The 22507-nt window shown below is 66.9% G+C and carries 19 protein-coding genes and 1 pseudogene; 13 read left to right on the top strand and 7 right to left on the bottom strand.

The genetic code is table 11. The annotated features are described in order from the left end of the window. Positions 1–5: 5 nt before the first annotated feature. Positions 6–1619, bottom strand: a complete 1614-nt coding sequence (gene xerC / locus J7E96_RS27190; RefSeq protein ID WP_215134826.1) for a tyrosine recombinase XerC — start codon at positions 1617–1619, stop codon at positions 6–8. Continuing rightward, positions 1616–2297 (bottom strand): annotated as a pseudogene (locus tag J7E96_RS27185) (helix-turn-helix domain-containing protein). The gene xerC and the pseudogene J7E96_RS27185 overlap by 4 nt, the downstream one beginning before the upstream one ends. A 95-nt stretch (positions 2298–2392) precedes the next feature. On the opposite strand from J7E96_RS27185, the gene J7E96_RS27180 reads away from it, so the two are divergent. From J7E96_RS27180 to J7E96_RS27145, 8 genes are all read left to right on the top strand, one after another. Continuing rightward, positions 2393–2623 carry a hypothetical protein gene (locus J7E96_RS27180; RefSeq protein WP_215134824.1) on the top strand — a complete coding sequence of 77 codons (231 nt, stop codon included), beginning with the start codon at positions 2393–2395 and terminating at the stop codon, positions 2621–2623. Positions 2624–2851: 228 nt separating this feature from the next. After that, the gene (locus J7E96_RS27175) at positions 2852–4126 is read left to right on the top strand and encodes a DUF3631 domain-containing protein (protein WP_215134821.1); all 1275 of its coding nucleotides are present in this window, start codon (positions 2852–2854) and stop codon (positions 4124–4126) included. Between the two features lie 444 nt (positions 4127–4570). Then, the gene (locus tag J7E96_RS27170; RefSeq protein ID WP_215134819.1) at positions 4571–4753 is read left to right on the top strand and encodes a hypothetical protein; all 183 of its coding nucleotides are present in this window, start codon (positions 4571–4573) and stop codon (positions 4751–4753) included. After that, positions 4750–5610 carry a DUF2637 domain-containing protein gene (locus J7E96_RS27165; RefSeq protein ID WP_215134817.1) on the top strand — a complete coding sequence of 287 codons (861 nt, stop codon included), beginning with the start codon at positions 4750–4752 and terminating at the stop codon, positions 5608–5610. The genes J7E96_RS27170 and J7E96_RS27165 overlap by 4 nt, the downstream gene beginning before the upstream one ends. A gap of 473 nt (positions 5611–6083) precedes the next feature. After that, positions 6084–6635, top strand: coding sequence for a MobC family plasmid mobilization relaxosome protein (locus tag J7E96_RS27160; protein WP_215134815.1), 552 nt, complete (start codon positions 6084–6086; stop codon positions 6633–6635). Positions 6636–6644: 9 nt separating this feature from the next. Then, positions 6645–8378 (top strand): relaxase/mobilization nuclease domain-containing protein, encoded by a 1734-nt coding sequence (locus tag J7E96_RS27155; RefSeq protein ID WP_215134813.1) that lies wholly within the window; start codon positions 6645–6647, stop codon positions 8376–8378. A 555-nt stretch (positions 8379–8933) separates the two neighbouring features. After that, positions 8934–9398 carry a hypothetical protein gene (locus J7E96_RS27150; protein ID WP_251061734.1) on the top strand — a complete coding sequence of 155 codons (465 nt, stop codon included), beginning with the start codon at positions 8934–8936 and terminating at the stop codon, positions 9396–9398. Between the two features lie 13 nt (positions 9399–9411). Continuing rightward, on the top strand, positions 9412–9690 hold the full coding sequence (locus J7E96_RS27145) for a hypothetical protein (RefSeq protein ID WP_215134812.1): 279 nt from the start codon (positions 9412–9414) through the stop codon (positions 9688–9690). A gap of 492 nt (positions 9691–10182) precedes the next feature. Here J7E96_RS27145 and J7E96_RS27140 read toward each other — a convergent pair whose 3' ends face one another. The 5 genes from J7E96_RS27140 to J7E96_RS27125 all read right to left on the bottom strand — a co-directional run bounded on the left by J7E96_RS27140 (position 10183) and on the right by J7E96_RS27125 (position 14542). Continuing rightward, positions 10183–10620 (bottom strand): hypothetical protein, encoded by a 438-nt coding sequence (locus J7E96_RS27140; protein ID WP_215134811.1) that lies wholly within the window; start codon positions 10618–10620, stop codon positions 10183–10185. Positions 10621–10643: 23 nt separating this feature from the next. Next, a complete protein-coding gene (locus J7E96_RS27135; protein WP_215134810.1) occupies positions 10644–11741 on the bottom strand; it encodes an amidase domain-containing protein in 1098 nt (365 codons plus the stop codon). A 338-nt stretch (positions 11742–12079) separates the two neighbouring features. Beyond that, a complete protein-coding gene (locus J7E96_RS27130) occupies positions 12080–13258 on the bottom strand; it encodes a methyltransferase (protein WP_215134809.1) in 1179 nt (392 codons plus the stop codon). A 13-nt stretch (positions 13259–13271) separates the two neighbouring features. After that, positions 13272–13400 (bottom strand): hypothetical protein, encoded by a 129-nt coding sequence (locus J7E96_RS38285; RefSeq protein ID WP_285439523.1) that lies wholly within the window; start codon positions 13398–13400, stop codon positions 13272–13274. Between the two features lie 854 nt (positions 13401–14254). Next, the gene (locus tag J7E96_RS27125; RefSeq protein ID WP_215134808.1) at positions 14255–14542 is read right to left on the bottom strand and encodes a hypothetical protein; all 288 of its coding nucleotides are present in this window, start codon (positions 14540–14542) and stop codon (positions 14255–14257) included. A 166-nt stretch (positions 14543–14708) separates the two neighbouring features. On the opposite strand from J7E96_RS27125, the gene J7E96_RS27120 reads away from it, so the two are divergent. From J7E96_RS27120 to J7E96_RS27100, 5 genes are all read left to right on the top strand, one after another. Further along, the gene (locus J7E96_RS27120) at positions 14709–15965 is read left to right on the top strand and encodes a helix-turn-helix transcriptional regulator (protein WP_308296158.1); all 1257 of its coding nucleotides are present in this window, start codon (positions 14709–14711) and stop codon (positions 15963–15965) included. A gap of 14 nt (positions 15966–15979) precedes the next feature. Continuing rightward, the gene (locus tag J7E96_RS27115) at positions 15980–16345 is read left to right on the top strand and encodes a hypothetical protein (RefSeq protein WP_215134807.1); all 366 of its coding nucleotides are present in this window, start codon (positions 15980–15982) and stop codon (positions 16343–16345) included. 469 nt (positions 16346–16814) lie between these two features. Then, positions 16815–17207, top strand: coding sequence for an SseB family protein (locus J7E96_RS27110; protein WP_215134805.1), 393 nt, complete (start codon positions 16815–16817; stop codon positions 17205–17207). Between the two features lie 68 nt (positions 17208–17275). Continuing rightward, entirely contained in the window at positions 17276–17818 is a 543-nt protein-coding gene (locus tag J7E96_RS27105; RefSeq protein ID WP_215134803.1) for a hypothetical protein, read from the top strand. Further along, on the top strand, positions 17818–22491 hold the full coding sequence (locus J7E96_RS27100; protein ID WP_215134801.1) for a putative T7SS-secreted protein: 4674 nt from the start codon (positions 17818–17820) through the stop codon (positions 22489–22491). The genes J7E96_RS27105 and J7E96_RS27100 overlap by 1 nt, the downstream gene beginning before the upstream one ends. Positions 22492–22507: the final 16 nt, after the last annotated feature.

Below are 22507 nucleotides of genomic sequence, written 5' to 3'. Positions count from 1 at the left end.
ACCTGCTACGCAGCGCCCCGATCGGCTTCGGCCGGTTGGGGCGCTGCGTCGTTCGGGGCCTCGTGCGTGAGCGATGCGTGAGCGGACGGTGCAGCAGCAGCCGCTACGGAGGTGGCCTTACGGGCACGAGGTACCAGCTGGGCGGCGGCTTCTGCTGCGGCTTTGTCGACTTCTGGCAGCAGGCTCGTGTACGTGTCCGAGGTCAGCGTGATCGTGGAGTGCCGCAGCGTCTCCTTGATCGTGTGGAGGTCGCCTCCGCCGCCGTGGGTGAGAGTCGCGGAGACGTGCCGCAGGTCCCGGAGGGTGATGGGCGGAAGATCGGTGCGCGCGAGGATACGGCGGAAGATTTCCGAGACCGTCTCGGGATGGAGCCAGGATCCGTCCTCCTGAGTAAACACCTTGCCGGTGTCCTTCCAGGCCGTCCTCCACTTCTCCTTCTCCTGGAGCTGGCGCTTGCGGTGCTCGCGGAGGACGGCCACATTCAGGCTGTCCAGGGCGATGGTGCTGGCGCTGCCGTCGGTCTTCGGCGCGGACTCGTACGGGTCCCAGCCGTCGACCACGATCTCTTTGGCGGGTGTGATCAGCCCAGCGTCCAGGTCGACATCGGTCCAGTCCTGGCCGACTCCTTCGCCACGCCGTAGGCCGCGCGTGCCGGAGAGGTGGAAGAACGCGTACAGTCGCTCGCCCTCGGCCGCGTCGAGGAAGGCGCCGAACTGCTCCGGGGTCCACACCATGACCGCGGAGGGCTTCTCGCCGGTCGTCCGCCAGCGCGCAACCCGCTGCTCGGTCCACAGCAGCGGCTTCGGTCGCTTGCCGGATTCCAGCTCGACGTGAGCGGCAGGGTTGAACGTGATGAACTGCTGACTGATCGCGGCGTTCAGCGCGGCTCGCAGCGTTCGCCGGACGCTCTGCCGGGTGGCGGGTCCAGTCGGCTTCCGGAACGGCTTCATCTCGGCGAGCTGGGCCCGCTCGACGTTCAACCGCGCTCGCTCGGCTGTGACTGGGCGGCCCGGCCTGCTGGGCTTGCACCGAGCGATTTGGTCACGGCGTGCGCGGTTCTCGGCCTCGATCACCTCGTTGGCGTCGGCGATGGCGTCGAACATCTCCACCAGATGGCCGACGTTGAGCCGATCGAGGCGTATATGGCCGATGCGTGGCTTGAGATGGACACGTATGTGAGAGGCGTAGCCGTTGGTCGTCGTCTTCCGTGTCTTCTTCGAGGCGAGCCACTGGTCAAGCCACTCGCCCACTGTGCGACGTCCCGTGAGGTCCAAGCCGGCCCGTAGGCGTCGCCGGGTCTCCTCGATATCGGGCAGGGGAGCCTTCTCGTCGGCGACCTGCTCCAGCAGCGACACGAGACGGGCTACGTCGTCCGGGTCTTCAGTGTCGGGGAGGCCGAGGAGGGAGCGGACGTGGTCGAGGTCGGCCTGGGCGGCCTTGAGGGAGTCGTAACCCGCCCGGTTGAACGAGCGGCGGGTGCCGTCCTCGCGGGGCGGGAGCTCCTGGCGTATGGAGTACGAGCCGTGCTTGCGGCTGGTGAGCTTGGGGCAGGACTTGCCGAGCGGCTTGCCGGTCTTAGGGTCGCGGCAGTAGCAGCGGCGGTGGGTGGAGCCCTTCAAAGGCCGTTCTCCTCGGTAGTGTTCGGGTAGGTGCCGGTTGGGTCGACGTCGGCGAGTTCGGGCGGCAGGAGCGGTGGTGTGCCGCCGTCTTCGCGGATGAAGGCGCGTGCGCTGCGGAGCCGGTATTTGGCCTGTACGGCCCTTTCGGCATAGTCGGCCTGGTCCTCTGCGGCTTCCTCACGTTCAGCGGGGTTGGTCGCCATCTCGACCCTCCAGCGTTCACGCTTCTCGCCTTTCAGGGCGGCCAAGGCGGCGCGCTGGTGGCTGGCGTGGGCACGGAAACTGCGGAGCATGCCGTCTTCGACGCCGAAGCCCTCCATGTCGCCGGTGAACCAGTGCATGGCATTCCGGTTCGGAGTCGCGGAGCGGAAGCCGCTGAACCCTGTCGACGTAGCCGACGGGGTAGAGCAAGCAGATCGGGTAGGTACGCAGGGCTTCGGCCAGGACCATGACCTCGACCAGGGGAAGGTTGGAGCGGCGGCCGGATTCCATGTTGGCGATCACATTGCGCGGCATCGGATAACCGATCTCTTCGCATCTGTCCGCCAGGTCCTGGGCACTCATGCGCAGCTCCTTCCTCCTTCTGCGGACCTCGGCTGCCACGGTGGCCATCACTTGGTCCGCCCACTCAGGGACGTCGTCCTCGTCATATTCAGGATCGAAACCGCGTTGTGTCATAGAGACACATTAGCTTGCTCATCCTAGTTATTGGGCCTGGAGCCGGACGTGATGGACGCGTTCGCCGAGGGCTCAGTCATGGGATGGAGCACCGCATGCGCAACAACGGGACCGTCGAGCAGTCGAAGGGCATGACGCGGGAGGAGTTGCTGGCCTTGCCCGCCGCCGTTGACCTGGACACCGGCAACCGGGCGCTGGGTCTGGGGCGGAGCAAGGGGTACGCGCTGGCCAAGCGTGACGAGTACCCGTGCAAGGTCCAGCGGCTGGGCAAGGCGTATCGGGTGGTGACCGCCGACCTGCTGGACCTGCTGGGTCTTGCCGCATGACCGCGCGTGCGCGTAGCAGACGATTCTGCGCGGAGCTGACACAGAAACGCTGGACTGTTGCCGGACGCGGACGTACTGTCCGTGTTCCCTCGCCCCGGCCAAGGAAGCGAGAGAGCCTCCGGCGGGCCAACGCCGGAGGCTCAGCACACTCCACTGCCCGCATTCCAACGAACGACCTGCGTGACCTGGGACCTGGATGCCCGAGGTCGCCGGATAAGGAGCTGCCCTGTGCAACCTACGACACCCGAGCCCTATTCCGCACCCGCCAAATCCGTATGGCCGACGGCCGCAGTGCCCGGCAAGCCCGACCACCACACACCCGAAGCCTCCCTCACGGCAGACGACAGCGCACCGGACCTGGACGCGGCGGAGCAGCCCGCCGAGGAGGCCGTGCCGGAGCCGACGTACGGCTCCGAGCTGCTGGACGAACTACGTGCCCACATAGCCCAGTTCGTGATCCTGCCCTCCCAGCAGGCGCTGGAGGCGGTCACGCTGTGGGTGGCGGCGACGCATCTGCAGCCCGCGTGGCAGCACGCCCCGCGCCTGGCCGTGGTCGGACCGGCCAAACGATGCGGCAAGTCACGGCTCCTGGACGTGCTCACCGAGACGGTCCACGAGCCGATGCTCACCATCAACACCACACCGGCGGCGGTCTTCCGCTCGATCACCGACGAGCCACCCACCCTGCTGGTGGACGAGGCAGACACTATCTTCGGCACCCCGAAGATGGCGGAGAAGAACGAGGAGATGCGCGGCCTGCTCAACGCCGGTCACCAGCGCAACCGGTACGTCACCCGCGTCGTCGGCAACGACCACACGCCCCACAAGTTCGCCACCTTCGCCATGGCGGCCCTGGCCGGGATCGGCGACCTGCCTGACACGATCATGGACCGGTCGGTGGTCATCCGCATGCGCCGCCGCGCGGAGGGCGAGAGCGTCAAGCCCTTCCGCTCCCGCCGCGACACCCCGGCCCTGCATGACCTGCGCGACCGGATCGCCGCATGGACACGGCCGCTGCTGGATGAGGCAGCCGACCTGGAACCGGTGATGCCGGTGGAGGACCGTGCCGCTGACACCTGGGAGCCCCTGGTGATCGTCGCCGACCTCGCCGCCGGCCCCTGGCCGCGTCTCGCACGCGCGGCCTGCGCGCAGATGGTCGCCGCCGAAGTAGCGGCGGAGGAGGACCACCCCAGCGGAGCACGGATCCTCGCCGACATCCGCCGGGTCTTCGTCGCCCAGCGCGAGGTCGACAGCCTCTCCACCGACGAGCTCCTCCACCACCTGCGCCTGGACCCGGAAAGTCCCTGGGCGGAGTGGGGACGAAGCGGCCTGAGCCCGCGTGAGCTTGGCCGCATGCTTCGGGAGTTCGATATTAGGCCCGGCAACGTCCGCCTGGCCGACGGAACCCAGCGCAAGGGCTACACACGCAACAAGTTCCTCGACGCGTGGCGGCGCTACTGCCCCACCGTCCACCCGGTCGGTGCCATCCCCACGGCCAGCTAACGCCGACCGGCCCGCGTCCCCCGGTTGCCGTCCTTGCCGTCCCTGCCGTAAAAGCGCAGGTCAAACACCATGCGTGCAAGACGGCAACCGGGGCCAAGACGGCAACGCGATCAAGAACTCCGCACCGCCGGTCAGGGCGCCGCCCGCATCCGTCTTGTGCCGTCCCGGACGTCCCCGCCGTATCACCGCAGGTCACAGACCTGCCGACTGGGACGGAAGACGGAACGGCAACGTCCCGGCCCACTGGCCAACAGGTGAGGCGGGCACCGCACCCGGTACGCCCTGATGCCGGTACCCGCAGCAGCCGGACACGCGAGAGCACCGCCAAGACGGCAACCCGACGGGGCTGCCGTACCGGCCCTGACCTGCAGTTGCAACGGCCAAGACGGCCAAGACGGACTACGCCAACACCTCAAGCCACACCACCGCAGGAGCACCACCCGCATGACCGCACCCACCCCGCCCGCCGCACGGTTCGCCCTCTCCCACGACGCCCTGCGGCAGCCTGCCGCAGCCCGCGTCCCACAACCCCTGGCCCACATCCCCGAACGTCGCCTCGGCTCCCCCGAACTCGCCACCGTCCGCAGGGTGACGCAGCGCAGTACGGCGAAGGCGGGTGGGCGATGACCAAGCACGCTGCCGAGCGGTACGCACTTGTCGCCGCAGGGGCCTTCATCGTCGCGCTTACCGCTGGCGGGTTCTGGCTGTCCTACGCCCACCTCGCCGAGGTCGCCGGACAGCACGGGCTGGGCAGCTCCCCCGTCCGGCAGTGGGCCTGGCCGGCCACCTTGGATGCCTTCATCGTCGCGGGCGAGCTGCTGATGCTCCGCGCGGGCCTGCGCCGAGTACCGGACTGGTGGGCCATTGGCCTGACCGCCACCGGATCAGTCGGATCCATCGCGCTCAACGTCGCCGGGGTCAACGGCACGGACAAGGCCACCGAAATCCCTCTCCTTGACTACGTGGTCGCCGCTGTGCCGCCGACCGCAGCGCTGCTGGCCTTTGGAGTCCTGATGCGACAGATCCACCAGCTCGTCGCCGAGCCGCTCACCGCGCCCGCTGGTGCCGACACGGCCAGCGGCGCCGAGGAGGATCCTTCTGCCGCACAGGCCAACCGTGGGTCGGCCTCCGCCCAGGTGGACCAGGGCGCGGGTTCGTCCGAGCCAGATGAGGGGCTGGCGGATCGAGGGCCCCATTCCCCGGAAAACGGCGCCAAGGAGGCAGACTCGAACCCGTCCGACACGGAGGCAACCGAAGGGACCGGAGACAGGCGGAAAGGCCGTCCGCCTGGCGCGACGATGGACCAGCTCCTCGCGGTCGCCCGCCCCGCCGTCGCCGAACAAGGCATCTCACGCGCCGTGGTCAAACGTGCAGTCAAGGACGCGAAACTGCCCCTGGGAAGCACCCGCTTCACCGAGCTCATGCGCCGACTACGTGCCGAGCGGACACAGCCGCAGGCCCGCGAGCATGCGGTCATCGACTGATCTCGCCTGATGCGGTCCGCTACCCGGATAGGAATTGGGCAGAGGGCCGCCCACTTCTGCCGACGTCCCATAAGCATCGGCAGAACTCTCCCTGGCGCTCGGGCCCTCCTCTGTCCACACCTTGTGGACGGAAGAAGACTGCCACCGCGCGGCCCGCAATCCGCCGCCCCCGCTAGGGCTCAGGACTGTATGCACGCCTCGGGCCCGTCGCCCCCACGACCCGTTCGCTGTTCGCCGACACGCCGCCGAACAGCTCGGCTGTCATCCGCCGCATCGCCCGCTCTCATCGGAGACCACCCATGACGCATGGTCAGCTCCACCCCGACGACAACGCCGACGAGACAGAGACTCTGACGAAGTCCCGTAAAGTGATGGGCCGTTTGCGGCGGGCGTTCGGGAAGGCGGCCCCTGGCGGAGCCAGTAGTACCCCGAGTCCGACTCAAGGCCGGATTCGGGGGGTCTCCGCCCCGGGGGTGGCGGAGACGGCCCAGCGCCAGGGGGCGCCGGACCAGGAGGCCGGGGCCGAGGGCGGCTCCGCCCCGGACAATCTCCACACCGTCCAGCAGCAGATCCTCCGCCCCGCACGCGAAGACCAGCCCGCCGCCAGCGAACCCGCCGTGCAGAACGTTCAGCCCACGATCCGCCGATTCACCGGCAACAAGCGCGCCGACCGCGTCGGTCCCCTGCGCTTCACCGATGCCGAGCGTGTCCGCCTCCAGGAGGCCGCTGCCGAGCACGGCTACAAAGGCGAATCCGGTTTCGCCGCCGACATCGTCCTCGCCTTCATCACCGGCCGGTTCACGGCCAACCTCCCCCTGTCCGAGGACCGCCGCAAGACGCATATCTTCCGCGCTCAGGTCCTGCGCCAGCTCAACCGGATTGGCATCAACGTCAACCAGATCGCCCGCGCCCTCAACAGCGACTACACCCCACCTGACATACGCCAGCGCCTCGACGAACTCCACCACCTGCTCACCCTGATCGCCGAAGCCCTGCGCCAACCGACCGACCCGACGGAGGCGTGAGACCACCCCGTGATCGCCGCCATCAAGCCCTCCGGATCCAACACCCGCGGTCTGCTCGCCTACCTCTACGGCCGCGGAACCCACGACGAACATTTCGACCCGCACATCGTGGCTGGCTTCGCCATGCTCGGAATGCCCGACCCCGGCCGGAACGAGAACGCGACCCTCACCGAACTGGGCCGATACCTCGATGAACCTGTCCGCCTGCGAAACGGCGAGTTCGGCAAGCCGGTCACCGACCACGTCTGGCACTGCCCTGTACGCGCCGCCCCCGAGGACCGCTACCTCTCCGACGCCGAGTGGGGCGAGATCGCCCAGCGCATCGTTCAAGCCGCCGGCATCGCCCCCGACGGCGACGACCTGGCCTGCCGCTGGATCGCCGTACGCCACGCCGAGGACCACATTCACATCCTCGCCACCACCGTCCGTGAAGACGGACGCCGCCCCAAACTCCACGACAGCGGCATGCGCGTCGGCGACGAGTGCCGCCAGATCGAGAAGGACTACGGCCTGCGGCAGCTGAAGAAGGGCGACCGCACCGGCACCCGCCGCCCCACCCAGGGCGAGATGCACAAGGCCGAACGCCTCGGCTGGGAACAGACCAGCCGCGAGTGGCTCCACGACCGCATCCGCGCCGCCATCCCGCACGCCACCAGCGCCGAGGAACTCGTCGCGTACCTCGAAGCCGGCGACGTCCAGGTCAAGGCACGCCGCGGCCCTTCCGGAGACCTCCTCGGCTACGCGGTCGGCCGCCCCGGCGACCTCAACAAGGACGGCGAGCAGATCTTCCACCCCGGCGGAAAAATCGCCCCCGACCTGTCACTGCCCAAACTCAAAGCCCGCCTGGAAACCACCGTGCCGGAGGAGCACCCCACCGCCCGCCGCAACCGGCCCACCACCCCCTGGCAGCAGGCCACCGAAGCCCTCGACACCCTCCACACCGAGATCACCGGCACCAGCACCTGCGACAGCGGTGACGCCCGGGCCCAGGCCCACATCACCGCCCTGGGTGAACTGATGGAAGCCACCGCCCAAAAGGCTCCCGCGGACCTGCGCGTGCAGTTGCAAGCGGCCAGCAAGGCATTCGGCCGTGCTCAGCGCTCCCAGATCCGGGCAGAAGACCGCGCCGCCCACGCCCTGCGGACCGCAGCCCGCGACATCGCCAACACCGCCACTGGTCCCGACGGCAGCACCCTCGCAGCCCTCATCGCAGCCATGGTCTGGGCCGCCCTCCTCGCAGGACGCTGGCACGAAGCCAAGGGCCACGCCCACCAGACCGACGCCGCCCGCCAGGCCCTCCAACATCTCCAGACAGCAGCCGATACCGCCCTCACTCCCACGCTCACCGAACTCCAAGCCCGCCGGCCCAAGGAGGAGACCCGTCACACCCTGGCCAGCGACGTACGCGCCGCCGTTCCTGAACACGCTGACCGGATCCTCGCCGACCCCGGCTGGCCCGCCCTCGCCACCGTCCTCGCCGACGCCGAAGCCGGCGGCCACAAGCCCCACCAGCTCCTCAAGGAGGCCGCCGCTCAGCGCGAACTGACCACCGCCCGCCAACCCGCCCGCGTCCTGATCACGCGCATCCAGCACACCAGCCGCAACCCCGCACCCAACCGCCGCGCCGAAGCCGCCCGTCAACGCACCACCATGACCTACAACGCCACCCAGCAGGCCCGAAGCTCACAACCGGCTGTGATACGTCCCGTGGGCATTGACCAGCCCCACCGTCACCGCCAATAGAACCCGCCAAGTAACAGGGCGGCCGAGAGTCCCGAACACCACGCGACCGGGGCGGCGGACGCAGTGTTCGGGGCTACCGAGTTCATCCACACCCGGCTCCGCACCATGACAGGGAGCGAAGCCCGGCAGCGGTGAAACGCACCAGCATCAACGACAGACCGCCCGAGCGGACACGCACTGCCGTCGCGGGGTTGTGCTGGCTGGAGCGGCCGGATGAAGAGGCGTCATCCACCTGTTCAGGCTGGGGCCCGCGTAGGGGGAAGGGCAAACGGTGGGGCCACTGGTTCGAATTCCGGGCAGGGGCAAAGCCTGTCCGGGTTGCCGGGCCGACGTACAGCTCCCTGACCATGCCCGACCCCAACCCGAACCGGGCGCCGGTCAAAGCCGCTCCCGCCCGCCACCCCCAAAAAGCGCCCCAAATTGGGCGCACAAAAGGCACTCGATGTGCACACGGCCTTGCTTGACGACCAATCAGGAGCAACACAACGATGGGAATTAAGTGCCCATCGACCACAGACCAACAGGGCAGCGTCATCAATGAATCTCGGGGAACTCATGCGTACTCTCTTGCGGCGTCGTACCGCCACGGCAGCCACCGTGGCCGCCTTGTGTCTTTTCGGAGCAGCAGCCGTACCGGCCCAGGCCGCGGCGAACCCCAACCCGATCGACTGGAAGGTGTACTCCACTCACTTCGGTCCGGATGGTGAAGACCTCCCGCTCCGCGTTGGGCAGAAGGACGCCGGAAGCATCGACGGGTTTGGCAAGCGTCACATCGAGTCGGGCCACGGGGATGAGATTTCGAGCTGGACCAACATGAAGAAGGACATCGATAAGACGCTGGATCGGGGCAAGTGCGTTCCTAACGGCAGCAAGACGAACTGCACCTTGAAGAGCAACACCTTCTCCAACACCCGAGCCGGTGCGATGAAGGTTGTGTTCACCGAGCGCGTGGACTCCAAGTCCAGGGACCACCGGCCCGTAGGCATCATCACGGCCTACTATTACGACTGTGGATGCTAAGGACAACGTGCCAATGGTCGCCATGTACCAGCAGTACCTCGAAGAGTTCCGCTCCGAGGTAGCCGACAGCCTGCCCTCCGAGCTGGCCCAGCACGGCGCGACGCTGACTGCACTCTCGTTCTTCGACAATGAGGACGGCGTCTGGGTCGCAGCCGAAGTAGAGCTACCGGGCCAGCAAGAGCCTTGGACCCGAAGCCGACTGATCATCCCGGCACAGGGACCGGACAAGGACGCCTGGCTAGCCGGAACCATCTTCTCCTCGGCACTGATCAAGGAACTGGACACACGGTAGAACCATGGGAGGAAGAAGCCCCGGCTTTCCGCGTAGGTGCGGATAGCCGGGGCTTTTCTCCCTGCGAGGACTGCCGGCGTGCTTCCAGACGTCAACCCGGTGAGGGGAGCGGTGATCAAGTGAGTCGAGCCATGCCCCTTTCGTGGCCCGCCAGGAGGCACGGCTAGGGGGCGCGACCCGAAAGGCCCGGGAAGTAACCCGGCCATCCCACACCAGGCACCACCAGCCCACCCCTGCGAACCCATCCGACAGAGGCACCACGACCCGTCGTACAGCCAGCGCAGCCGGCATCCGCGGTGGCACCCCAGACAGCCGAAAGCCCCGAACACCAGGCGGCCGGGCAGGCAACAACGCGGTGTTCGGGGCAGTCAGGGATGCCGCCCGGCCTCCGAGGAGAAAACGTACCGGGCAGGAGTGTGCACTCGGCAAGGTCAACGACGGGCAGCCTGAGGGGGCACGCATGCCCGTGGCGGTTCTGTTCTGGCTGGCCGCCTACTGGGGGGTGCTGGTGGACGCTGGGGTCTTGCCGTCCTTACCGAACCCCGGTGCCTGGCCCAGTGCGACGACCCAGACGTCTTTGCTGCGGGACATCTGGATGTGGGTGCTGAAGGGCTTGCCACGATCATCGATAGCCGTGACGTGAGCACTGGCCACGTCGGGCCCGAAGTCATGCGTTACCTGCACACTCTTCACCTTCAGGTCACGTCCGCCATCGGCCGCGATGATCTCCGAGGCGTCCTTCTTGACCCCTTCGTACCCAGGCTCTCCCAGCTTCGCGAGGGCGTCAGCGTCACGGGCATTGAGCGCCGCCACATACGCCTTGGCGGTGTCGCGCTCTGTCCTGGAGACCTCCGAAGCGTCGTCCGAGGAGCAGCCCGCCAGCAGAGCGCATACGGCTGCCAGGGCACCGATGAGAGAAGCATTCTTCATAGCCTAGTTCCCCTTGCTGGAGATCAGGTGCGGTGTGCGTACCAGGCCGCACGCGGGTACTGCGCCCGGATCGTGCTGAGCTTCTTATTGTGGATGCTCGGGGTGTGGTACGTCATGTAGATCTCGTTGGCCGATCTCTTGGTGACGATCATCGTGTGGTCGATGATCCCGTCCTTTTTCCAGTCCGCTTGGAGGACGTCAGATCGCTGCATCTGCCAGATGTTGTTGAGCACTCGTGTTCTGTCGGAGTGCTTGGCCGCGAACCAGTACCAGTTTTCCGCACCGGCCCAGGTGTAGCTCGTGTTCCAGGTGTGGCTTGCGTAGAACCACTTCCTGTTGTCTCGTCGGCTTGCCACGCTGCCGGAGGTCGCACGCCAGCCGCCGGCTCGCATGGCTTGCGAGATGAAGTTTGTGCAGTCGTTGCCGTAGACGCGGTAGTCGGAGTTGGTGTTCCTCCAGTGCTTGTCCGCGTACGACGCCATCTTTCCGTAGTTGTATCCGGCGGCGGCGAATTCGTCCTTTTTCTCGACCGATGTGTCCAGGGGCTGGACTGTGGAGGCTGCCGGCGGCTTGGGGCCTTCGTCTTCGGAATCAGGTTCCGCCGTCGCGTCGAGCGGCTCGGTGATCTGCGTAGTGGGGGCGGGGCCGGACGTATCGACCTGCGCCTGGTCCTCCGCAAGGAGCCACTGGCCGTCAGGAGCGCGGTTGAACTTGAGCGAGTGAGGCAGCGAGTACTCCTCGTACTCCGGGTCCCCCTCTTGGACGTTCGGGTAATACAGGCGGGTGTCCTCGATGACCTCAAGCGTGGCGGTGTCTCCCTCCACACTGCTCGCCCCCGGCGTCACCTCCACTTCCGCACGCGTGTAACCGCCGTTGACCCCTTGGAGGATGCGCCCCTGCTCTGCCAGAGCCGAGAATTCGTCTTCAAGCTCCCCTGCGAGGGGCGCGGTCATGCCCGCCACTGCGGTACGGAAGCTGCGTTGCGTGCCGGTAGTCGTCACTGCATCGGCGCGCTTCTGAAGGTAGACGTCCGTGATCTTTGTGAGCCCCGCTGTCTCGTCGGACGACAGCGTCGCGGTGCCCTGCTTTGCCTGTGTGACAGGAGCCGAGACACCAACCATGACTAACGCCAGTGAAGCAGTTCCTATGGCGTGGACAGAGAACATGTGTTTTCTGCGCATTGTGCGATTCTCCCCGTAGACGAGCGACTGGTCGCAACGTGTCTACGCGCATCCATGACAGGACTGGGTGCCTTTTGATCGTCTCTGTCTGGTAATGGCGATCAGTTGGCTTGATCACGCGGAAGAATAGATGATTCCGAAACTTCTGAACCCGGTGTGGCAACTTCCTTAGGCTGTGCCCCGGCGCGCAGTTGAATGGGATGCGTGCTTGATTCACTAGGCCCCGGCCATCTCCCACGAGGGGCACAAGGCCGGGGCCAGGGCGAGAAGGGACGGGTTCAGCCGAGCGCGGGCACCGGGTGGTCGAGGGAGCCGAGCCAGGCAGTGTGCTTGCCGTCCGGGGTGACGGTCATGCCGAAGCGTTCCGGGCCGGGACTGCCGACGTGGCTCCACCAGTCGTAGGCCGCTTCCACCTCGCGCCACAGTACGCGCGGGCCGTGCTCCCACACGGTGAACCGTTCATGGGTGTGCCCGTCCCAGTCAACAGCCGCCCACGAAGTGCCATCAGTGGTCGCCAGCCACAGGCGCGAGGCCACCCCGTCCACACCGGGATTGTTGTGCCAGGTCCGCCACACGTCGCGGAGCTGGAGACCGAGGGCGAACTGGGCAGCCCAGTCATCCCCCGTCACCGCCCACGGGGACAGGCGCGTCTGCGACTCGCGCGGCACATGCTCATCGCGGACAACATCCCGGTAGATACGCAGGTCCGTGCGCTGGTTACGCATCAGCATGAACGAAGAGTGCGGATGGAACCGCCCCCAGGCGTTCCTCTCATGGGACACCTCCAGGCGCAGCAGTCCGTAGCAGAACCAGGGGCTTTCCCAGGGCGTGAGGATCACGCCGCCCGGTTCTGTCTGCGCCACCCATGCGGGGGGCACCGAGCGCACGGAGCAGGTGGAAATGATCCGGTCATACGGTGCGCCGGGCGGGTAGCCGGCCGATCCGTCGCCGCTCACCACGTGCGGGTCCAGGCGGACGTTTTTCAGGTTGACCGCCGCTTGCATCGACAGGGCCGGGTCCACCTCCATCGTGGTCACCAGCTCGTTGCCCAGGCCGTGCGCGAGCAGCCCGGCGTTCCACCCGGTCCCCGTGCCGATCTCCAGCACACGATGCTGCGGCAGCAGATTGAGCATGTCGAGCATCCGCAGCACGATCGAGGGAGCCGACGCCGAGCACGAAGGCCAGCGCTCCCCCTTACCGGGGTCCTCACCATCGTTGATCTGCGTCACCACCGGAGCATCCGCGTACGCGGCCCGCAGCCACGTTTCCGGGGCAGTCCCGCGCGAGCACGCCTCCAGGTCATCCCCCAGCCAGATCGTGTCCGGGAGGAACCGGTGGCGGGGGGCCGCCCACATCGCGCGCTCCCACCCACGACCAAGGGCGGTTCCCAGGTCCTCGTTCAACGTGCCGAGGAGACCGCGAAGGGCGATCTCCTCAGCCGCATTCATTGTCGTCATCGCGGTCAGCGCCTTACTTCCCGTGCTTCGGTTCGGGCTTGGGCTTGTCGCTGTCCGGTGACGGCTTGGACGTGCCGGGGTCCTTGCCGCCCGAGTGCTTGCCGTCCCCGCCACTGCCGCCCTTGCCGGTTCCCCATGCCATGGCTGACTCCCTTTTGTCGGTACGGACACGATGGTGGTACAACCCCGCCCGCCTGCTTCCGTCCCCACCGAGGGGCAGACGGACGGGTGTCCAGGGGCCCCGCCTCCCGACAGATCAACGGGAGACGGGGCGGCACCGGGCGCCCGCAGTGCAGTGCGGGTGTGGCTGCGCCTCGGTGCGTCTCGCTGGTGGTTGCCTCCATCAGCGAGGGTTGGTCACCACCCCCACCGAGGGGGCGCGCGCCGCGCAAGCGACGAAGGGGGACCAAGCTTGCACAGCTCATCCCAGCGGGGGCGGTGGTCGTGCCCCGAGACCCGACAGGACGACGGTCGGCGTCACGCCTGCCCACTGCCGGTGGACAGGCTCTGCCGGGTCTCGGGAGTCTCTAGGCCCGGACTTCGCGGGTCGCTGAAAAGGTTCGCCGCAGCGGCTCTTCGGCGTCCGAACCCGACCGGATCGGACCGGCATTGCGATCGCCGTTGCGGACCGGACTGAGCGGCGATCGGTCGTGACCAGTTGATCTTCACGATCGGGTGACCTGCGAAGTACGGGTCTAGGGGTTGGCCCTCAACCACAGGGCCGCGAAGAACGCACCGACCGCGACAGCGGTCAGGAAGACGATGAAGGAGGAGGCAACGCGGTTCGCGCCAAGGACTTCAGGCGGAGCTGGCGGTTCGTCTCCAGGCGCTCGCGTTCCCTCGCAGTCGCCGGACGCAGGTGGTACTTCGACGCCCACCACGTCAGGCCCGAAGGCCGGCACACCTCCACCCGGTCCCCGTCGATGGCGTTGACTTCCCCAACTTGGCACCGAGCACCGTCACTTACTACGTCGCCCACCTGGACGAGTCGAGTGGTCACGGCCGGGCCGCCTCAAGAATGCGAACCAGCTTCCGCGCACTGCCCATCGACACCCAGCCCAAGATCATCATGTGCTGCGGATCGCTGGCCCGCTCGTCCATATCGATATGCAACTCCGGCATGTAGATGCCCGCCCTCGCCAGCGCCTTCACCATGTCGGTGTACGTCTGCGTAGCCTCAGCAAGCGCACGCCGCTGCGCATCCGTGACCCCCGGAATGGGCTGTTCCTGCGCCTCTTGCTCAGGTTCCGGTTTCGCCTCTGCGTTGATGCTCTGCGTCTCCATTGGCACCCCTTGCTGCCCTCGACCGCCTAGGTGTTGCTGACAACCTCAAGGGAACCGGCATAAGACGAAGCGCTCCACGGCATCCATGCGGCAGTCTTGATGCACATCCGATGCACCGGGTGCACCGTCCGCGTACTTGCGGGCGCTGCGGAGGAGGGAGCCGCGCGTGAGACTTGCTGAGCGGCGCAAAGTCCTGGGCTACAGTCAAGAAACCTTCGCCCAGGCACTCGGCGTCGATCGCACCACGGTCGGCCGTTGGGAGAGCGGTAAGAATGCGCCTCAGCCGCCGTTACGACCCAAGCTTGCTGAGGTCCTGCAAGTAGACCTTGCCGAACTGGACGCCCTGGTTGCGCAGCCACAAACCCCAGCCCAGGAGTCCGCGGGTACGCCGCCCAGCAACAACTACGGCTCGGGGGACACCGAGGAAATGATCCGACGCGAATTCCTGCGGGCTATAGCGGTAACCGGAGCACTCGCGACCCTGCCCGCCGATGACACCGAAGCCCTTGACGACGCCGCCCGTCGAGGCACTGCCTCCGACTTTCTACGCATGAACGGTCACCTCTGGCAGGTGTACCAGCTCGCACGCTCCAAGCGTTCCATGCGCCCCATCGTGGGGGAGCAACTATCCGCCTTGAACAGAACGTTGACCGGCCGGTCCGACGCCGAGGTGCAGCCGCTGTGCAGCGCTGCCGGCGACCTCTTCCAGCTCGCGGGGGAACTCGCCTTCGACAGCAACCGCTACACGGACGCCGCCGCCTCATATGCCCTCGCAGCGTCGGCAAGCAAGGAAGCTGGAGCGTTCGACCTTTGGGCTTGCGCTCTCGTGCGGCATGCATACGTCGACGTGTACGAGCACCGCTTCAAAGAGGCCGCAGATCTGCTGTCGGCAGCCGAGAGGGTCGCCAGGCGGGGGGACAGCTCATTGGCCACGCGGCATTGGGTCGCATCCGTTCAGGCCGAAGCCCATGCAGGCTTGGGTGACCTGGTTGCCTGCGAGCGTGCGCTTGATCAGGCAGAGAAGGTCACGCATCTTGCGGGGCCCGGCCACAACGGCGGATGGCTCCGTTTCGACGGCTCGCGACTGGCTGAGGAGCGCGGCGCCCGATACGTACAGCTCGGCCGTCTCGACCTCGCTGAACGGGCCCTGAAAGCAGCGCTGAGTCAGGGCGCATTGGCCCAGGGGCAATCGTTCCGCCGCCGAGGAGTCGTCTTAGCGGACCTGGCCGCCATCGGAGCCAAGCGGCGCGATCCTGACCAAGTCATCATTTTCGGCCGCGAGGCCCTGGAACTCGCGCGGGAATCCTCCTCCGGATACGTCGCCCGTAGACTCCAGACGCTACGAGCTGAGTTCGGCACCCTGGCCCGAGATAGCCGCGTGGCCGAGCTCGCGGCAGACATCGGTGCATTGAGCAAGACGTGACGAGAGGGGTAGGCATGTCGCAGATCGAGGGCGCACGGGTGTTCCGAGAGGCGTGGATCGCGGGTGTGCTGAAGCACTTCCCTGGCGAACCGAAGCCCAGCTACATCACCCCCTGGGAAGAAACTCCCGAGTGGGAACGTGAGGCCGCTGGTTCTGTCTACGAGCAGGTGCGCCAGTTCCTCGATTTGAGCAGTGGCCATGCGTCGCGGCTGTCACGGGAGCAGAAGGGCCGCTTCGTCGCAACGTGCTGGACGGCCCAGATGTTCAAGCACTTCGAGGACCCCAAGCCAGGGTACGTCGCGGACTGGCCGGATCTGCCGGACTGGCAGAGGGAGACAGACGCGGACATCTTCGGGGCGATCGAGAAGTCTCTTAACTGAAGCGAGCGTGAATGGACCCATGGTGGACCAATCAGCCATGCGTAGACGCTCGCAGTGCCGAAGATACAGGTCAAGCCACACAAGGCGGACTGAGACACAACCCTCTTGAGAGCCGCTCCCCTTCTCCCTTGCCTGGATCGTCCGCTGGGTGTTTATGGGAGTGGTCTGAAGAGTCCAGGTGTGCCGGGCGCATCGGGCCGATCGCGTGCACGGCGGCGCGATTACCCGCTGAAACGGGCCCGACGTCGTGGGACTCCTGCGCAGGAGGGTGCTGCACGTGTGACGTTCACGTTCGCTGACGCGACCTGCGGAACCGTACTGCGGGACGTAGAAGGCAGTGCGGTCTACGGTTACGCGTCCAGGCGGCGAAGTCGTAATCGGCATGCACCAGCCAACGACACAAGAAGGTTGTCAGACCCGTCGGTTACGGTGAGGTTCGTGTACGCAATTAGGCAACGGGGTGGCGGGTATGCGTGCTGAGGCGTTGGCGCTGCGGCTGACGGAGCTGGCGGGGACGGGGGTGGGGGATCTTCGGTCGCTGGTGGGTGAGTTCCGGCGCAGTGAGGTCCTGGTGTCGGTGGTGGAGGGGTCGTTGCTGTCGGTGGCGACGGGGCCGGTTCGCTGGCTGTTTGCTTTCACGAGTGTGGAGGCGCTGGAGGTGTTCGCCGGGCAGCGAGCCGAGGCTGTTGATGAGTGGGTGCCGGTGTTCGGGGCCCGGCTCCTGGACCAGGTGATTCCGGATATCGGTGGGCCGGTGGGTGTCGCGGTGGATGTCGGAAGTCCGGCGGGGATGGTGCTGCCGCCGGTGGCCGGGATCGTGCCGGATGCGGTGGCGCTCGGCGTGGAGGGGGCTGCGGTATGAGCGACGGGGGCGGGTACCGGGCGGATACCGAGTCACTGGGTGAGATCACCAGGGGTATCAATCTGGCGATGGATGAGCTGAAGGAGCTCGGGTTCGACATCGATGCGAATCTGGGGCGCGGCTTCGACGACTTGGAGCTTGCCGGCTTGGAGTTGGGCGACAAGCCCCTGCAGGAGGTCTTCGCGGAGTTCTGCGACCGGTGGGGCTGGGGTGTACGCACTCTGATGCAGGACGCCAGTAATTTCGCGGTCGGGCTCGGACTGAACGCAGGGCTGTACCACGAGCAGGAACGGTACGCCGCGAACACGCTCAAGACAGTATGGAACCAGGTCGCCGGCAACCCGTACGCCACTCAAGAGGAGATCGAGAAGACGTCCGTGAAGGACACGATACTCAAGGGGAACGTGGTCGGCCATGTGATGGACGCGGACTACAGCGTGGAGTCCTTCGTGGAGGCCGAGAAGGAGAAGGGCGCGGCCAACGAGCAGTTGGTGGAGGACGTCGAAACCTCGCCGTGGACTCCGTGGCAGGAGGACACCGAATGGCAGTGGGACGGGCCGCCCGAAGCCGAGCAGAGCCCTGCCGAGGGTTCTGCGGGGGGTGAGCGCTGATGGGGATCGATCTGCCGGGGATAGGCGGCGCGATCAAGAGCGGTGTCGACAACATCGGCGCTAGAGCCGAGGGCGCCCTGGATTCCGCGGTGGAGAGCGTCGGCGAGGCCACCAACCGGGTCGCGGACAAGGTGGCCGACGGGCTGTCCTCGGTGGGCGCCGACCGGATCGCCGAGGGCGTGCGGGACTACGGCGAAGGTATGAGCAACCGCCTGGGGGGCGACGTCCCCGAGCGGCAGCTGGGCGAGAGCGAGGACCCCAAGGAACTCATCCACGGCAGCGCGCCTGCGATCGAGGCGCGGGCGTCCCACTTGGCTGACTTCGGCAAGGCGTTCGAGACGGTCGGCCAGGGGCTGCGTGGTCTGGACAGTGGTGCCTGGCAGGGCAAGGCGGGTGACGCGTTCCGGGAGAAGTTCGGGATGCAGCCGCCGGCGTGGTTGAAGGCGGCCGACTCGTGTGAGGAGGCCGGCAAGGCCCTGAAGGCGTACGGGGAAGCGGTGAGCTGGGCCCAGGGGCAGGCGCTGGCCGCGATCGAGGCGTACAAGAGTGCCCAGCGAGCCAGTGAGAGCGCGGCGAAGGCGTACGACGCGCAGGTCGCCCAGTACAACCAGGCGGCCACCCAGTACAACAAGGTTGCCGCGACGGGCGGTGATCCCGGTCCCAAGCCGACCGAGCCGGGCGACTTCCAGGACCCGGGCGTGGCGGCCCGCGAGCGGGCGCAGGAGATCCTCACCGAGGCCCGCCGCCAGCGCACCGAGGCGGCACGCGACGCGTATGTGCGCGTCAAGCAGGCGTTGGAGCAGGCCCCGCAAAAGCCGGGACTCAGCGACCGGCTCGGCGCCGAAGCCAAAGACTCCGTGCTCAGCTCGGGCATGAACCTCGCGCACGTGGTCGGCGGATTCGTCAAGGGCGCGAGCGAGACGGTGGCGCTGGCGCGCACACTCAACCCGTTGGATCCCTACAACCTCACCCACCCCGCTGAGTGGGGCAAGCAGCAGCACCTGCTGGCGACAAACCTGCTTGGCACGGTGGCCCATCCGGAGCGCATCCCAAAGGGGATCATCGGCTCCGGATGGTCCAGCGACCCCGGAGACACCGGCGGTGGTTTCCTGTTCAACCTGATCGGCAGCAAAGGGGTCGGCGGGGTCGTCAGGGGCGGGCTGAAGAGAGTTCCGGGAAAGGGCAGAGAGCAAGCCGACGGGGGGCCGGACAAGAGCCAGGACCCGGAAAAATGCCGCTGCGAGGGTGACCCGGTCGACGTGGCATCAGGGCGGATGCTGCTGCCGCAGACGGACATCTCCCTGCCCGGCACGCTGCCCCTGGCCTTCTCCCGCAACTTCAAGTCGTCCTACCGCAACGGGCACTGGTTCGGCCCCGCTTGGGCCTCCACAGCGGATGAACATCTGGAGATCGACGCCCAGGGCATCGTCCTCCTCCGCCACGACGGCGCACTGCTGACCTATCCCCACCCCGCTCCCGGCATCTCGGTCATGCCTGACGCGGGCGACCCGCACCCGCTGACCGTCGATCTGCATGGCAACTACACGATCACTGACCCGGTGGTCGGTCGGGCCCGGCACTTCACAACTCCGGGAGGTGAGGGCAACGGCATCGCCCTCCTCTACGAAATAACCGACAGGTCGGGCCAGTACGTCACCTTCGACTACGACGCCGATGGCACCCCGACCAGCATCGTGCACTCCGCCGGCTACCACCTGAAGATCACCACCGAGGGTGAGCGCATCACCGCCCTGCACCTGGCCGGCGCAGCCCCAGGAGGCGGGGATCAGGAACTGGTCCGGTTCGGCTACGACACACACGGCCACCTCGCCACCGTGACCCGCTCCTCCGGCATCCCTACCCGGTTCAACAACGACGAGCAGGGCCGCATCACCGCGTGGACGGACACCAACAACTCGTCGTACAGCTACGTCTACGACGACCAACACCGCTGCACCTACCAGTCCGGGCAGGCCGGACACCTACGTAACACGTTCATCTACGACGACACCGACCCGGCCACCGGCCACAAGATCACTACCGTCACCAACTCACTCGGCCACACCACACGCTTCCTGGTCAACAGCCGCCTCCAAGTCGTCACCGAGACAGGCCCGGACGGCGCCACGACCCACCGCACGTACGATGAGCATGACCGCCCTCTGACCATCACCGACCCACTGGGCCGCACTACCAGCTACGGCTACGACGCCGCAGGCCGGATGGTGATGGAAGTCCGCCCGGACGGGGCGTACACCAGCGTCGGCTACAACGACCTGGGACTGCCCGTTTCGATCGGAGGTCCGGACGGATCGCGCCGCTGCCAGGAGTTTGACGACTTCGGCAACCGGACGTCGATGACGGATTCCTCGGGTGCGACGACGCGGTTCGCGTATGACCAGTGGGGCCATTTGGCAGGAGCCACGGATGCCCTGGGCGCGACGACAACGGTTGGCTGCAACGCGGTCGGCCTCCCACTGGAAGTCACGAATCCCCTGGGCGCTGTGACGCGGTATGAGCGGGATGGTTTCGGTCGCCCCGTTACAGTCACCGACCCAACGGGCGCGACGACGCGGCTGGAGTGGACAGTCGAAGGCAAGCTGGCCCGGCGCACCGCTCCGGACGGGAGTACGGAGTCGTGGACGTACGACGGCGAGGGCAACTGCACGTCACATACCGACGCGATGGGCGCCGTCTCGTCCTTCGAGTACACGCACTTCGATCTGATGTCGGTTCGCACGGGCCCGGACGGGGTGCGCTACGAGTTCGATCACGACACGGAGCTCCAGCTCCGGAAGGTCACCAACCCCCAGGGTTTGACCTGGAGTTATGAGTACGATCCAGCCGGCCGCCTGATAGCCGAGACGGACTTCGACGACCGTTCGCTGTCGTACCGCCATGACGCGGCGGGCCAACTGGCCTCTCGAATGACGGCCTCCGGTTCGGTGATCCGCTTCGAGCGGGATGTGCTGGGCCGCACGGTGGTGAAAGACGTGGCTGGGGCGGTGACGACGTACGCGTACGAGGTGACAGGCGGGCTGGCCCGGGCGACCGGACCGGACGCGGTCCTGACCCTGGAACGGGACGATGCAGGCCGCCTGCTGGCGGAGACGGTCAACGGCCGCGCGGTCACGTACACCTACGATGCGCTCGGTCGCCGCACCGGCCGTACCACCCCCATGGGTGCAGTCAGTACCTGGAGGTACGACGCGGCGGGCAACCGCACCGAACTAACCACCTCCGGCCGGACCTTGATCTTCGAGCACGACGAGGCAGGCCGAGAACTCTCCCGCCACCTCAGCGGAGCTCTGTCCGTCACCAGCGCGTTCGACGACCTCGGCCGCCTGACCAAACAGGAGCTGTTCGGCCCGGCCAAGCAGCGCATCCAGCAGCGCGCGTACGCGTACCGCGCGGACGGCAACCTGGTCGGCGTCGACGACCAGCTCAACGGATCCAGCCGCTTTGGCCTGGACGCGGCAGGCCGGGTCACCGCGGTCCACGCGGCGGGCTGGACGGAGACATACGCATACGACGAGGCGGGCAACCAGAGCTCGGCATCCTGGCCTGCCCCCATGCCCGGCCAGGAAGCGGTGGGCCCGCGCACCTACACCGGGACACACATCCGGACGGCGGGCGCAGTCCGCTACGAACACGACACGGCGGGCCGCATCACACTGCGCCAGAAGCCGCGTCTGTCCCGCAAGCCGGACACCTGGCGCTACACGTGGGACGCGGAGGACCGCCTGGTCTCGGTCCTCACGCCGGACAGCACGACCTGGCGCTACCAGTACGACCCGCTGGGCCGCCGCATTGCGAAACAGTGCTTCGCGGCAGACGGTTCCGAGACGGTCGTGGAGCAGGTCGACTTCACCTGGGACGGCACGACACTGTGCGAACAGACGGCTCACACGCCGGGCACGTCATCGGGCGGGCTGACCCTCACCTGGGACCATGACGGCCTACGCCCCCTGACCCAAACGGAACGCAAGACTTCGGCGGCCGGCACCTCCCAGGAGCAAATCGACGCCCGCTTCTACGCCATCGTCACTGACCTCGTCGGCACCCCTAAAGAACTCGTCGACGATCAGGGCGATATCGCATGGCGGACGCGCAGCACGCTATGGGGGACGACAGCGTGGAACCGGACAGCGACGGCTTACACGCCACTGCGTTTCCCCGGGCAGTACTTCGATCCGGAAACTTCCCTCCACTACAACTACTTCCGCCACTACGACCCCGAAACCGCCCGTTATCTTACCCCCGACCCTCTTGGCCTCACACCTGCTCCCAATCCCACCGCTTACGTCCGCAACCCGCATTTATGGACAGATCCGTTGGGGCTGGCGGCTTGCGGGGGACGCGAGAATCACGTGCCGCTGGATGCGGCGCGCGGAGATGTCCACTACCCCTCCCACGATGAAGCACTGCGCGAAGCAATGCGGCGGTACGATATAGAGGATCCGTCGATGCTGGAGAGGACGCCCGCGTACGGGAAGAATCCAAACCTCACCGGCCCGAATGGGGAGCCCTGGGAAATCATTACGGCTATTGATTCCAGAGGGCGTATCGTCGAGTTTCACCACCACGCCAATGGTCACTACTTCAAAGATAAGGAGGAGTGGGCGCTACCTCATTATCACGGCCCCAGCGGTGAACACGTCTATTATGGGTGACTGTTTTGGATGGTCG

This window comes from Streptomyces sp. ISL-96, from assembly GCF_018614035.1.
GTDB lineage: Bacteria > Actinomycetota > Actinomycetes > Streptomycetales > Streptomycetaceae > Streptomyces.
Note: the sequence above shows the minus strand (reverse complement) of the source record. Positions and strands in the feature narration are given on the sequence as shown.

Coding starts and splice junctions, on each gene's coding strand:
- J7E96_RS27130 (WP_215134809.1), bottom strand. CDS start 13,258: ATGACGACAATGAATGCGGCTGAGGAGATCGCCCTTCGCGGTCTCCTC.
- J7E96_RS27150 (WP_251061734.1), top strand. CDS start 8,934: ATGCGTACTCTCTTGCGGCGTCGTACCGCCACGGCAGCCACCGTGGCC.
- J7E96_RS27115 (WP_215134807.1), top strand. CDS start 15,980: ATGTCGCAGATCGAGGGCGCACGGGTGTTCCGAGAGGCGTGGATCGCG.
- J7E96_RS27135 (WP_215134810.1), bottom strand. CDS start 11,741: ATGGTTGGTGTCTCGGCTCCTGTCACACAGGCAAAGCAGGGCACCGCG.
- J7E96_RS27140 (WP_215134811.1), bottom strand. CDS start 10,620: ATGAAGAATGCTTCTCTCATCGGTGCCCTGGCAGCCGTATGCGCTCTG.
- J7E96_RS27100 (WP_215134801.1), top strand. CDS start 17,818: ATGGGGATCGATCTGCCGGGGATAGGCGGCGCGATCAAGAGCGGTGTC.
- J7E96_RS27180 (WP_215134824.1), top strand. CDS start 2,393: ATGCGCAACAACGGGACCGTCGAGCAGTCGAAGGGCATGACGCGGGAG.
- J7E96_RS27165 (WP_215134817.1), top strand. CDS start 4,750: ATGACCAAGCACGCTGCCGAGCGGTACGCACTTGTCGCCGCAGGGGCC.
- J7E96_RS27170 (WP_215134819.1), top strand. CDS start 4,571: ATGACCGCACCCACCCCGCCCGCCGCACGGTTCGCCCTCTCCCACGAC.
- J7E96_RS27110 (WP_215134805.1), top strand. CDS start 16,815: ATGCGTGCTGAGGCGTTGGCGCTGCGGCTGACGGAGCTGGCGGGGACG.
- J7E96_RS27145 (WP_215134812.1), top strand. CDS start 9,412: ATGGTCGCCATGTACCAGCAGTACCTCGAAGAGTTCCGCTCCGAGGTA.
- J7E96_RS27125 (WP_215134808.1), bottom strand. CDS start 14,542: ATGGAGACGCAGAGCATCAACGCAGAGGCGAAACCGGAACCTGAGCAA.
- J7E96_RS27105 (WP_215134803.1), top strand. CDS start 17,276: ATGGATGAGCTGAAGGAGCTCGGGTTCGACATCGATGCGAATCTGGGG.
- J7E96_RS38285 (WP_285439523.1), bottom strand. CDS start 13,400: ATGGCATGGGGAACCGGCAAGGGCGGCAGTGGCGGGGACGGCAAGCAC.